General features: G+C 62.6%; 9 protein-coding genes and 1 tRNA gene. 8 read left to right on the forward strand and 2 right to left on the reverse strand.

All coding sequences use genetic code 11. The features are described from left to right. Positions 1 to 232: 232 nt before the first annotated feature. A complete protein-coding gene (locus D3242_RS32670; protein WP_064982390.1) occupies positions 233 to 688 on the forward strand; it encodes a YidB family protein in 456 nt (151 codons plus the stop codon). 657 nt (positions 689 to 1,345) lie between these two features. Here the strand turns inward: D3242_RS32670 and D3242_RS32685 are convergent. Then, positions 1,346 to 1,435: transfer RNA gene (locus D3242_RS32685), tRNA-Ser, on the reverse strand. A gap of 276 nt (positions 1,436 to 1,711) precedes the next feature. Between D3242_RS32685 and D3242_RS32690 the strand changes: the two genes are divergently transcribed. The 7 genes from D3242_RS32690 (at position 1,712) to D3242_RS32720 (ending at position 9,242) form a co-directional block, all read left to right on the forward strand. After that, on the forward strand, positions 1,712 to 2,935 hold the full coding sequence (locus D3242_RS32690; RefSeq protein WP_064982392.1) for a septal ring lytic transglycosylase RlpA family protein: 1,224 nt from the start codon (positions 1,712 to 1,714) through the stop codon (positions 2,933 to 2,935). Between the two features lie 83 nt (positions 2,936 to 3,018). Continuing rightward, on the forward strand, positions 3,019 to 4,185 hold the full coding sequence (locus tag D3242_RS32695; protein WP_019858059.1) for a D-alanyl-D-alanine carboxypeptidase family protein: 1,167 nt from the start codon (positions 3,019 to 3,021) through the stop codon (positions 4,183 to 4,185). A 76-nt stretch (positions 4,186 to 4,261) separates the two neighbouring features. Continuing rightward, positions 4,262 to 4,936 (forward strand): dTMP kinase, encoded by a 675-nt coding sequence (gene tmk, locus D3242_RS32700; RefSeq protein WP_019858058.1) that lies wholly within the window; start codon positions 4,262 to 4,264, stop codon positions 4,934 to 4,936. After that, positions 4,933 to 5,988, forward strand: a complete 1,056-nt coding sequence (locus D3242_RS32705; RefSeq protein WP_064982393.1) for a DNA polymerase III subunit delta' — start codon at positions 4,933 to 4,935, stop codon at positions 5,986 to 5,988. Before tmk ends, D3242_RS32705 begins: the two co-directional genes overlap by 4 nt. Positions 5,989 to 6,072: 84 nt before the next feature. After that, the gene (metG, locus tag D3242_RS32710) at positions 6,073 to 7,626 is read left to right on the forward strand and encodes a methionine--tRNA ligase (protein ID WP_064982395.1); all 1,554 of its coding nucleotides are present in this window, start codon (positions 6,073 to 6,075) and stop codon (positions 7,624 to 7,626) included. Then, positions 7,626 to 8,420, forward strand: coding sequence for a TatD family hydrolase (locus D3242_RS32715; RefSeq protein WP_064982397.1), 795 nt, complete (start codon positions 7,626 to 7,628; stop codon positions 8,418 to 8,420). Before metG ends, D3242_RS32715 begins: the two co-directional genes overlap by 1 nt. Before the next feature lie 3 nt (positions 8,421 to 8,423). Further along, positions 8,424 to 9,242, forward strand: a complete 819-nt coding sequence (locus D3242_RS32720; RefSeq protein WP_064982399.1) for an MBL fold metallo-hydrolase — start codon at positions 8,424 to 8,426, stop codon at positions 9,240 to 9,242. Between the two features lie 382 nt (positions 9,243 to 9,624). On the opposite strand, the gene D3242_RS32725 is transcribed toward D3242_RS32720, so the two are convergent. Next, positions 9,625 to 12,708 (reverse strand): ATP-binding protein, encoded by a 3,084-nt coding sequence (locus D3242_RS32725; protein WP_167470478.1) that lies wholly within the window; start codon positions 12,706 to 12,708, stop codon positions 9,625 to 9,627. Positions 12,709 to 12,822 lie beyond the last annotated feature (114 nt).

Here is a 12,822-nt window from a genome sequence, read left to right on the forward strand (position 1 = left end):
AGCATGCCGGGCCTGCGCCCCAGGGGATGAAGCGACCGGCGACGCAATGGGTCAAGCCTGGCATCATTGGCCGTGTGAAGCACTTGCGCGGCGAAGAGGATCTGCGGCACGGTTCGCTGCAGGATTTCCGGCTGGAGACGGACTGAACGCATTGGAAGCTCTACTCGACCCGAACAGGTGGAACCTTTGCCAGCACGAAACCTTCTCCTTGTGACCCTAGGGAGGAAAACCAATGGCAAATCTTGGAAGAATGGCTGTCGCCATGCTCGGCATTCTGGCCTATCAAAATCGCGACAAGATCGGAGACTTGATCCGCGGTGCGAGAAATACCGATCCGAACAATCCTCAAGGCGGGCTCTTGGATCAGGTATCCAAGAGTGTCTCGGGGACGGCGTTGGGGGACATCCTCGACCGCTTCAGGAATGCGGGAGCAGGGTCGAAGGTGGATTCGTGGGTCAGTCCCGGCCCGAACCAGCCGATCGACCCGAAGGATGTCGAAACAGCGATAGACGAGGAGACTCTCACGTCGCTTTCCATGCAAACTGGCCTGTCGCGCGATGAACTGATTGCCAGGATCACGAAAGACTTGCCGGAGGCGGTCGACAAGCTGACTCCAAATGGCGAACTGCCATCACCCACTGATGAGATTACACTCCTCGATCAGGTGCCGCCACGCACAGGGACCTAACCTGATCCTGCGACGGAACATTATCTGCGAGGCAACATTCAAAGGTCGGTCAGCCAACGGAGGCTTTCCATGACCCGAAGACGAGTGGACAAGGAACGATTCGAGCGCGCCGATCGTGAGGCTAAAATTGCGATTGAGGCGGAGCGTCAAAGCCGGATTGTCAAGACGGCGCGGCTACGGGAAGAGCGGCTGTCCGTTGAGCAAGCGGTTGAGAAGCCTCCCCGGGGTCAAGCCTCGGCTAGCGGTCGCAAAGGTCCCTGAGACGACGAAGGCCGACGTCATCTTGGTCGACGAACTGACAGCTGATCGCCGACGCAAAGGCCACTTGGCATTAAGCGGAGCGAGATCGATGAAGAGGGCGAAAGCCTCTATCGGACGATCCTCGACGCGATTTTGCAGTCACTGGCAAGGAAGTCGAGTTCTCATCGCTGGTTTGGAGGCGGATGGGCCCAGCGATCGCTTGCCTGTCCATTCCCGTACGGCTGGGGAGGATCTCCGAACCTGTCAAAGCCCTGACGTCTGGATCAGGTTGGCAACTCGCATACAAAGCCTAGTGGTGAATTCGCCATTGTTGGCGGCGAAATCCCAGAAGAAGGCCCCCAGGCAAAAAAGGAGCATGGAGAATCGCATTAGCGCATTCTAGTTATGCGAGAAATCTGGCGGAGGGAGTGGGATTCGAACCCACGGTGAACTTGCGCCCACGCCGGTTTTCAAGACCGGTGCCTTAAACCGCTCGGCCATCCCTCCAGTGACTGTCCATCACATTCGATGCTCTAGTGTGCCCGGCAAAGGCCTGTCAACCGGCTTGCGTGGCCGCGCGCGTTCCTTCACCGACCCGCGCGGCAGGGGCAATGCCACAATCTTGCCCGGTTCCGGCCACAATCGATTAATATCGTGATAAACAATTCCTGCGCACAAAGGATCGGGGTTCAGGGTGCCGTTGGTATTGTCGAGCGAGTGCTTTGGCTCCTCTGCTGTTCAAACGACGGCGTCTTGATTGAGACTGTAGGGGATTTCAGGATAATGCAGGCTACGACGCATCAGCGTCTTCGTCGCTCTTCCACGCTTACGCTGTTTGCTGCGTCGGCCGCCTTGCTGGCGGCTTGCGCGTCGCAGCCTGAGCCGAAGGCGATGGTCAATCCCAAGCATCGCTCCAAGGAATATTTCGCCGAAACCGAATATGGCGTGAAGGCGAGCCCGCGCGTCAATTTCATGCGGCGCGGCGGCGGTCGTGACCAGCTCGGCAAGCCTTACCAGGTGCGAGGCAAGTGGTACTATCCCAAGGAAGACCGGCACTACGCCAAGGTCGGCCTGGCCTCCTGGTATGGCGACGCCTTCCATGGCCGGCTGACCGCCAATGGCGAAGTCTATGACACGGCGCAACTGACCGCCGCGCATCCGACCATGCCACTGCCGAGTTACGCCCGCGTCACCAACCTCGAAACCGGCAGTTCGGTCATCGTGCGCGTCAACGACCGGGGGCCGTATCATGAGGGCCGCATCATCGACGTCTCCGAGCGCGCGGCGCAGATGCTCGACTACGACAAGGTCGGCACCGCCAAGGTCAAGGTCGAATATGTCGGCCGTGCGCCGCTCGACGGCAATGACGACCAGTATCTGATGGCCTCCTACCACCCGGGCAACAGGATTCCCGATCCGTCGGACGGCCTGCCGACCGGCGTCATGGTGGCCATGAACGGACCGTCGCCAAGCCTGCCGGTGGGCGCGGCCGCCGTGCCGTTCCCCGGCCAGCTGACGGATTCCGGTCAGGCCGTGCAGCCGTCCCTGTCGGCGCAGGCACCGGCTTTCGGCGATCTGGCACTGCCCGATTTCGGACCGATCGTGCCGGAGCGTCCGGAGATCCGCCTGCCGCCGCAGTCGCCGTTCGCTGTGGCCTCGCTGTCCTACGCGGATGAACGCGTGCAGCGCGCCGACGTCTTTGCCGCGCTGGATGACAGCGGCATGTCGCCCGCCGATATCCTGCGGTCGTGGAAAAAGTCCAATCCGCAGGCGTCACCGTCCAGCGCCGACTATGTCGCCGCCGGCACGTTCGACGACGCCACCGAAGCCAAGCGCGTGGCAGCGGCACTTCAGCCCTTCGGCCGAACGGAAATCCAGCGTTCCGACCTCGACGGCAATGACTGGTACGCGGTCAATCTCTATCCGAACGGCCATGGCGGCCTGGACGAATTGCTGCAGGCGGCATGGTCGCACGGCGCACCCGATGCACTGGCTGTGCGCAACTGACCTATTTTGCCCGGGCGGTTGATCCGGCGGAAAAAACCCTGATAGCTTGGCTGTGCCAAAACCGGCAAACGGGTCGAGATTTCATGCAGTTGCGCGCCTTTCCGCCATTTGCCGGCTTTCTGGGACTGGCTTTGCTGCTGCTTTGCCTCGTACCAGCTCAAGCGCAGCTTTTCGAGACCAAGGCCACGCAGGCCTTCATGATCGATGCCGACACCGGTACGGTGCTGTTCTCGAAAGACGCCGACAAGCCGATCCCGCCGGCCTCGATGGCCAAGCTGATGACCATGGAGGTGGTTTTCAACGCCATCAAGTCCGGGCGCCTCAAGCTCGACGACACGTTCGTCGTCAGCGAAAACGCCTGGCGCAAGGGCGGCGCGCCATCGGGCACATCGACGATGTTTGCCAAGCTCAAATCGGCGATCCGGCTCGAGGATCTGATCCAGGGCGTGACCGTGCAGGCGGCCAATGACGGCTGCATCGTCATTGCCGAAGGCATGGCCGGATCCGAGGACAGTTTTGCCGCGCAAATGACCGAGCGTGCCCGCCAGATCGGGCTGAAGACATCGACCTTCGTCAATTCGACCGGCCTGCCGGCAGACGGCCAGCAGACGACGGTGCGCGAGCTGGCGCTGCTGGCGCTGCATTTGTGGCGCAATTATCCGGATTTCTATCGCTACTACGGGCTGAAGGATTTCACCTGGAACAAGATCTCGCAGAGGAACCGCAATCCGTTGCTGGCCATGGACATCGGGGCCGACGGTCTGGCTGTCGGCGCGAGCGAGGTCTCGGGCTTCGGTATTGTCGCTTCGGTCGGCCACAACGGCACGCGGGTGATCATGGCGATGAGCGGATTGGCCAACGACAAGGAGCGTGCCGAGGAGGCGCGCAAGCTGCTCGACTGGGGCGCGCGCTCCTTCGAGAAGACCGAGATCTTCGCCAAGGACGAGGTGGTCGGGGAGGCCCAGGTTTTTGGCGGTGCGAAATCCGGCGTGACGCTGAAGGCAAAAGGGCCGATCGACATCTTCCTGCCGATCACCAACCGCGACAAGCTGACGGCCAGGATCGTCTACACCGGGCCAGTTGCGGCACCCGTGGAGGAGGGGCAGCCGGTGGGTGCGCTGCGCGTCTGGATCGGCGACACGCTGAGCCAGGAGACACCGCTTTTCGCTGCCGAATCGATCGGCGTCGGCACATTGCCGCAGCGCGCGCTCGATGCCGTCAAGGAACTGGCGATCGGCTGGCTGCGATAGCACCGACGGCATGGACGTTTTCCCGAACCCGGACTATCTAGTGCGCAACAATCCACCTGGACAAAGGCCCTTTCGATTGGCGCGCGGATTTTTCATCACCTTCGAAGGCGGCGAGGGCGCAGGCAAGTCGACGCAGATCGAGCGGCTGGCGAGAAAGATGCGCGCCAAGAAGTATGATGTCTTGCTGACGCGCGAACCGGGCGGCTCGCCAGGCGCCGAAGCGGTCCGGCATGTGCTGCTTTCGGGTGCCGCCGAGCCATTCGGACCGAAGATGGAAGCGCTGCTCTTCGCCGCCGCGCGTTCCGACCATGTCGAACAGGTCATCCGGCCGGCGGTCGAGCGCGGCTCCATCGTGCTCTGCGACCGTTTCCTGGATTCCTCGCGCGTCTACCAGGGCGTCACCGGCGGGATCGACCCGGCGTTCATGGCCGCGCTGGAACAGGTCGCCATCAATGGCATGATGCCCGATATGACGCTGATCTTCGATATCGATCCGGCCGAGGGCCTCAGGCGCGCGACGCTGCGGCGCGGCAGCGACGCCGACCCCGACCGCTTCGAAAAGGAGACGCTGGCCATTCATCAGGCCCGCCGCGCGGCCTTTCTGGCGATCGCCGCGGCAGAGCCGGAACGCTGCATCGTCGTTGACGCCTCCGCCGATCCCAATACGGTGGAGGATGTCGTCACCGCGGCCGTCTTCGCGGCGCTGGAGGCGAGGGCGCCCGCGCGCAACAGGCAGGCCGCACCGGTATGATCTTCGAACGCATCGCGCCAGAACAGCATGACACGCTGGACGGCGTGCCCGAACCGTCCGAAACGCCCCGTCTGGTCGGGCACAGGCAGGCGGCCGACATGCTCGCCGCCGCCTATCGATCGGGAAAGCTGCCGCATGCGCTGATCTTCGCCGGGCCGGTCGGCATCGGCAAGGCGACGCTGGCCTTCCACCTGGCGCACCATCTCTTGAAGCACCCGGCCTTCGAGCAGGCGCCGGAACGCCTTGCCAGTCCCGATCCGGCCTCACCGCTGTTTCGCCAGATCGCGACCGGAGCACATCCTGGCGTGCTGCACCTGACCCGGCCGATGAACGACAAGACCAAGAGCTTCAAGACGGTCGTCACCGTCGACGAGATCCGCAGGGTCAGTCGCTTCCTGTCGATGACCTCGCATGACGGCAGCTACCGGGTCGTCATCGTCGATCCGGCCGACGACATGAATGCCAACGCCGCCAATGCCTTGCTGAAGAATCTTGAGGAGCCGCCGGCGCGAACACTGTTCATTCTCATCGTCCATGCGCCGGGCAGCCTTCTGCCGACGATCCGCTCACGCTGCCAGGTGATACGCCTGACTCCGCTCGACGCCGAGGAGTTGATGGCGGTGCTGGAAACCGCCGAGCCGCCGCCACCGGACGATCCGGCCGCGCGGGCGGCACTGGTCGAGCGGGCAGGGGGCAGCGCCCGCAACGCGATCCTTTTGACGCAATATGGCGGGCTGGAGATCGCCGAGACGCTCGATGCGCTGGTGGCGAAGGGAAAGAGCGACATCGGCGGCGCCTATCGGCTCGCTGAAGCCGTCGCCGGCCGCGACCAGGCGATCCAGTTCGATATCTTCAACCGCCGGGCGCTCGACCTTTTATCGGATGCTGCAAGCCAGGCTGCGCTCGCCGGCGACCTCGCAAGGGCGAAAACATTGTCGGACACTTGGCACGAGGCGCTCGACGCTATATCTGAGACCGACACCTACAATCTCGACAAGAAGCAGCACGCCTTGACCATGATCGACCGCCTGAATTCTGCGATGCGAATGTGACGGTCTCCACCGGGATGGCAATCGCCATTCCGATGCGATATCCACCGCCACGGCTTCCATTCAGACATTCATGACGGTTCATTCATGTCACGCGACACATTCTACATCACGACCGCGATTTCCTATCCGAACGGCAAGCCGCATATCGGCCATGCCTACGAGTTGATCGCCACCGACGCGCTTGCGCGCTTCCAGCGCCTCGACGGCAAGCAGGTCTTCTTCCTCACCGGTACCGATGAGCACGGCATCAAGATGCTGCAGACGGCGAAGCGCGAAGGCATTTCGGCGCGCGAGCTGGCCGATCGCAACTCGGCCGATTTCAAGCGCATGGCGACCGCGCTCAACGCCTCCAACGACGATTTCATCCGCACCACGGAAGATCGGCACTATGCGTCCTCGCAGGCGATCTGGAAGGCGATGGACGCCAATGGCGACATCTACAAGGGCGGCTATGCCGGCTGGTACTCGGTGCGCGACGAAGCCTATTACGGCGAGGAGGAGACGGAGGTCCGTCCCGACAATGTCCGCTACGGGCCGCAGGGAACGCCGGTCGAATGGGTCGAGGAAGAGAGTTATTTCTTCCGCCTCTCGGCCTATCAGGACAAGCTCATCGAGCTTTATGAAAGCCAGCCCGACTTCATCGGCCCGGCCGAGCGCCGCAACGAGGTGATGAGTTTCGTCAAATCGGGACTCAGGGATTTGTCGATCTCGCGCACCACGTTCGACTGGGGCGTCCCGGTGCCAGGCGACGAGAAGCACGTCATGTATGTCTGGGTCGACGCGTTGACCAATTACATCACCGGTGTCGGTTATCCCGATGAAAACGATGATAAATGGCGCTTCTGGCCGGCCGATGCCCACATCATCGGCAAGGACATTGTGCGCTTCCATGCGGTTTACTGGCCGGCCTTCCTGATGTCGGCGGGCATCCCGCTGCCGAAGCGGGTTTTCGGCCACGGCTTCCTGTTCAACCGTGGCGAGAAGATGTCGAAATCGGTCGGCAACGTCATCGACCCGTTCACCATGATCGAGCATTACGGTCTCGACCAGGTGCGCTACTTCTTCCTGCGCGAGGTGCCGTTCGGCCAGGATGGCAGCTACAGCCATGAAGCGATCGTCAACCGCACCAACGCCGACCTTGCCAATGGCCTCGGCAATCTGGCGCAGCGGTCGCTGTCGATGATCGCCAAGAACTGCGGCGGCGTGGTGCCAAAGCGCGGCGATTTGACGGAAGCCGACAGCGCCATCCTGGATCAGGCGGTGACCGCTCTCGCCACCGCGCGCAAGGCCATGGCCGGGCAAGGCATTCATCTGGCACTGGCGGCGATCTTCGATGTGGTGGCGGAAGCCGATCGATACTTCGCTGGACAGGCACCATGGGCGCTGAAGAAAACCGATCCGGAACGCATGGAAACGGTGCTGTGGACCACCGCCGAAATTGTCCGTCGCGTTGCACTTCTGAGCCAGCCGTACATTCCGGGATCGGCATCGAAGCTGCTTGACCTGCTGGCGGTGCCCGCGGACAAGCGTGATTTCGTGCATGTGCACGCCGACCATGCGCTTGTGCCCGGCACGGCATTGCCCGTGCCGGAAGGCGTGTTTCCACGTTACGTCGAACAGCCGAGCGCGAACGCCTGATGCTTGTCGACAGTCACTGCCATCTGGATTTTCCAGATTTCGCCGAGGAGCGGGCGGCCATTGTCGCCCGCGCCAAAGCGGCCGGAATTGGCCGCATGGTGACGATCTCGACCCGTGTGAAGCGGTTTCAGCAAATACTTGAAATCGCGGAAACTTTCGACGAAATCTACTGCTCGGTCGGTACCCATCCGCACAATGCGGCGGAGGAGTTGGACGTGACGTCGGCGGAGCTGATCCGACTGTCGGCACACCCGAAAGTGGTGGCAATCGGCGAAGCGGGGTTGGATTATTTCTACGACAAGGCGCCGCGCGATGCGCAGGCGCAGGGCTTTCGCAATCACATTGCCGCCGCTCGCCAGACCGGCCTGCCTCTCGTCATCCATTCGCGCGATGCCGATGACGACATGGCAGCCATTCTCGAGGACGAAACAGGAAAGGGCGCCTTCCCCTTCATCCTGCATTGTTTCTCCTCCGGACGCCGGCTGGCCGAGGTGGGCGTCTCGCTCGGCGGCTATGTGTCGTTCTCGGGCATCCTGACCTTCAAGAACTCAGCCGAACTGCGCGCTATCGCCGCCGATGTGCCGCATGACCGGCTGCTCGTCGAAACCGACGCACCCTATCTGGCGCCGATCCCGTTTCGCGGCAAGCGCAATGAGCCGGCCTATGTCGCGCACACCGCCAAGGTGCTGGCGGAGACGATTGGTGTCAGCGAAGCTGAAATCGCGGATCTGACGACGAACAATTTCTTCCGCCTGTTCGGCAAGATGCCGCGACCTGCCGAACTGAGCGCCTGAACGATGAACGACCGGCTGCGCCTCACCATTCTCGGCTGCGGCTCGTCGCCAGGTACGCCGCGCATCACCGGCGACTGGGGCAATTGCGACCCGAGCAATCCGAGGAACCGGCGCATGCGCACGGCAGCTCTGGTCGAACGGATTGCAGCCGATGGCAGCCGTACCACCGTGGTCATCGACACCGGGCCGGATTTCCGTGAACAGATGTTGCTTGCGTCGGTCAAACGCATCGACGCGGTCGTCTACACGCACCCACATGCCGACCATATCCACGGCATCGACGATCTGCGCGGCTATGTGCTCGAGCAGCGTCGGCTGATCGACATCCATGCCGATCAGCCGACGATGCTGCGCTTGCGGCAGGCGTTCGGCTATTGCTTCGAGACGCCGCCGGGCAGTTCCTATCCGCCGATCGTGCGGGCGCATATTATCGACCACACAAAGCCTGTGATGATCGAAGGTGAGGGGGGTGCCCTCGCCCTCGAACCGCTGCCGCAAATTCATGGAGACATCATCTCGCTCGGCTTCCGCATCGGCGGCCTGGCCTATTGCCCTGATATCAGCGACTTTCCCGACGCCACGGCCGACCGGCTGCGCGGCCTTGAAATGCTGGTCATCGACGCGCTGCAATACAATCCTCATCCCAGCCATCTGTCGCTCGGCCAAGCGCTCGGCTGGATCGAGAGGCTCACACCGAGGAATGCCGTGCTGACCCACATGCACGTGCCGCTCGACTATGCTACGGTCAAGGGCGAAGTGCCGGCCAAGGTCACCCCGGCCTATGACGGCATGGTGATCGAAATTCCCTATGAATCAGCGTGATACGAACGGGCTCTCATGAAGGTGTTCTGCTCTTTGGGGCGAATATCAGCAGCGTTCCAATCCGTTCATAGCCCATGCGGGGATAAAGCAGTCACGACGGAAACAGCAAAACCCGGCCGCGCATGTTGCTGCACGGTCGTATCAGCTTCCTCGGCGGCGACGTAACGTCGGCTGTTAGCTCAAGGCAACACGCCTCGATCGAGTCAAACCTATGAAAATCAGCGGCAATTCCCAGATGCTGGCCAACGCATAAGTTCCATAATCTATCTTATGCAACTTTTGTATGCGCACGCTTCGTCCACGCGCGGCCCCGGATAGCCTGCGAGATTCAGCCGAATGGAGTCTGTTGCGGCCGAGACGAAACGAGGAAATGGCGGCCGCCCTACAGCGCGAGCTTTCTTCGTCGCCCTCGAGCCTGTCGTGCACCGACGACAAAGCCCTTTTGCGCGCACAGACGCACAGCGTCCGCAAGCGCTGCATCCGCTTCCTCCGGGAGGCCGGCGATGTGGAGAACCTCTCCAAGACCGTCGAGGACGAACGACTGGAGGAACAGAAAGTCCGTCGGCTCCGCGATTGCGACAGCCTCCCGGGCCATACGGAGAGCTCCCTTCACATCGCCCTCACGGACCGAGATCTTTGACCGAACGCATCGCAGCAGGCCTTGCGAGTACGTGTCGTCACTGCCGGCGATCCCCTCGCCCAACCGAACGAACGCCTCGGCCTCCTCGTACCGGCCTTGGACATAGATGGCCTGGGCGAGGATGCCGGCAATCGTAGGCAACCATGCGAACTCGCCCGTGCGTTGAAGGGTCCTTACGCCCCAGCGAAGCTCCCGCTCGGCGGCTGCCGCGTCGCCCGCCCAGAGCTCGGCCAGGGCGCTCATCTCAGTAAGAGGTCCCGCGCTCCACACGGTCAGTGCGACTTCCTCGACCATTGACCTCGCCTGCGCTATCAACTGCCGCGCTTCATCGAATCGGCCGCGCATCGCCTCGAGATTCCCCCAGCTGAAGAGCGCCGCCGACATCGCCTTGCGATCACCCTGCGCCCTGGCGAGCACGTCCTTGCACCGGCCGATCGCCGCCTTGACCGGCATACGGCCCGCCCACACGACAAGCGGCACCCATGAGAGCGACTCGAGCCATTCTCTGTCGTTGCCGGCTGCAAACGCATGCGCCGCCGCGCTCTCCCACGCCTCTTCAGAGGCGCCGAAATTGCATTTCGTCAGATGAAACAGGCCAAGCAAGGACCAACCCTTGGCCAAGCCGTGCTCGTCGTTCTCCTGCTCGAACATCGACATGGCCTGCCGTGCCTCTCGGTACGCCTCGTCCGCCCACCCCTCGGGCTCTGACAGGAAGCGCACCCACAGATCGAGAATGAGCGCATGCGCTTGCAGTCGACGATCGGCGGAGGCGGTCGCAGCCTCACGCATCTGGGCGATGGCGCCACGCGTGCGCTCGAGGTCGCCGGTCTCCAGCAGTGCAAATGCGAGCTCCGGCAAGAGTGCGAGTCGCCCAGGATCGTCGCGAGGGCCGAGCGAGATGGCGCGCGACAGCATGTTGACCGCAGCGGGCATGTCGCCCCGCGCGAAGGCGCGCTGCCCGGCAGAAGCCAGCGGCACGCTCGCACGTCGTGCCAGAGACTCGACGCGCTCGTTCGATAGACCGAGCTCCGCGAGAGACCTGTAGGCCCGCTCGAGGTGGTAGCCGACGATCTCTTCGTACTCTCGGGCCCGCTCGCGCATCCTTGCCTCTAGCCACGAAGCGAAACGCTCATGCATGTGGGCTCGTACGCCCTTCGGAATGCCATTGTAGGCCGCGTCCCCGACAAGACTGTGAGTGAAGCGAAAGGCATCTTCCTCCTCCAGATCCGAGCGATCCGGGTGGATCAGCTGCTTTCTCGCCAGAGACTGAAGCTGGCCGCCGACGCGAGGCCGCTGCTCTTCTGGCGACATCTCCTCGACGGCCCCCCACCAGAAGATGCGCCCGATCACGGATGCTCGTTCGATCACAGAGCGCTCCTCGGCGCCGAGCCGGTCCAGGCGCGCGTTGATAAGGGCGTTGATCGTCGGTGGAATCGTCAGCCTCGATAGGTGGTCAGCCGCCGTCCACGTTCCGTCGACGGCAATAAGCAAGCCGTCGTCGATCAGCATCCGCAGCGTCTCCTCCACGAAGAGAGGGTTTCCCTCAGCGGCATCGGCGATCCGCGCGCGGGCATCGTTCGCGAGCTCCGCTCCTCCGAGCAAGTTCCGGATCAAGCTGTCTGTATGAGCATCACTCAGCGAGCGCAGGGTGATGAGAGACGCGTTCGCCTTTGAGGTCATCCAGCCGGCGCGGACCTCGAGCAGTTCAGGGCGAGCGAGGCAGAGGAAGAACGCCGGTACGCCGCCCAACGAATCGGCGAGATATTCGAGGAGATCGAGGAACGTCGGCTCGGCCCAGTGAATGTCGTCAAACACAACGACCAATGGCCGATGCGTCGCCAGCTTGCCGAACAGCTTGCGCACGGCCCAGAACGTCTCTTGAACACCAGGCGTCGCGCGGGTGAGGCCCATGAGTGCCGACAGGCGTTCGACGACCAGCGCGGCATCGGGGCCTTCCAGCAATTTGCCAATCTTTGCGCGAGCATCGTCGGGCGAGTGACTATCCGTGATGCCCGCCGCGGCCTTTAGCACCTCGATGATGGGCCAAAAGGTAATACCCTCGCCGTATGGCAGGCATCGCCCCCCCACGACCATCGTTGTCCTTTCGAGTCGGGGAAGAAATTCACGCGTCAGCCGGGACTTGCCGATTCCCGCCGGGCCCATCACCGTTACGACTTCGCATAATCGAGATTTGACCGTCCTTTCGAACATCTCGCCGATTGCGGCGACTTCTTTGTCGCGACCGATAAGAGGGGATTCGAGACCACGGGCAGCGAGGGCCGCGGGTGCCACATCCACGAGGTTCCAGGCGGCCACGGGCTCTGACTTCCCCTTCACGCGAAGCGGCTCGATCGGCGATGTCATCGCGACATCGCGGACCAGCCGATACGTCGCGTCTCCGATCAGGACCTGCCCTGGCCCGGCAGCTTGTTCGAGCCGAGCAGCAATGTTGACCGCGTCTCCGACCGCGAAAGTTTCGCCCTGGCTGGGATCCCCGGCGATCACCTCACCCGTGGTCATACCTATGCGGATCACGATCCTGATTCCCCAACGCGCCTCGAACTCATCGTTCAGCCGGTGAAGCGCACGAAGCATTGCAACTGCGGCTCGAACCGCACGCACCGCGTCGTCCTCATGCAGGAGTGGGATGCCGAACACCGCCATGATCGCATCCCCGATGAACTTCTCGGTTGTCCCTCCGTGACCACGAATTACCGCGCCCATCTCCCGAAAGTACTGGGTCATGAGATTGCGAAGCGACTCGGGATCGAGCTCGTCTCCCAACGCCGTCGAGTCGACAATATCAGCGAAGAGGACCGTGACCACCTTGCGCGTATCGGCGGCACCGGAAGCTCGTTGGGTTAGCGGCGATTCACAGGACGCACAGAACTGCAATTCGGCTGCATTGGCAGATCCGCATGTCGAACAGATCAAGCTCCC

The organism is Mesorhizobium jarvisii, assembly GCF_003601985.1.
GTDB lineage: Bacteria > Pseudomonadota > Alphaproteobacteria > Rhizobiales > Rhizobiaceae > Mesorhizobium > Mesorhizobium jarvisii.

Excerpts from the sequence above, each read along its gene's own strand:
- D3242_RS32670 (WP_064982390.1), top strand. The coding sequence starts at position 233 with ATGGCAAATCTTGGAAGAATGGCTGTCGCCATGCTCGGCATTCTGGCC.
- D3242_RS32690 (WP_064982392.1), top strand. The coding sequence starts at position 1,712 with ATGCAGGCTACGACGCATCAGCGTCTTCGTCGCTCTTCCACGCTTACG.
- D3242_RS32695 (WP_019858059.1), top strand. The coding sequence starts at position 3,019 with ATGCAGTTGCGCGCCTTTCCGCCATTTGCCGGCTTTCTGGGACTGGCT.
- D3242_RS32705 (WP_064982393.1), top strand. The coding sequence starts at position 4,933 with ATGATCTTCGAACGCATCGCGCCAGAACAGCATGACACGCTGGACGGC.
- metG (WP_064982395.1), top strand. The coding sequence starts at position 6,073 with ATGTCACGCGACACATTCTACATCACGACCGCGATTTCCTATCCGAAC.
- D3242_RS32715 (WP_064982397.1), top strand. The coding sequence starts at position 7,626 with ATGCTTGTCGACAGTCACTGCCATCTGGATTTTCCAGATTTCGCCGAG.
- D3242_RS32720 (WP_064982399.1), top strand. The coding sequence starts at position 8,424 with ATGAACGACCGGCTGCGCCTCACCATTCTCGGCTGCGGCTCGTCGCCA.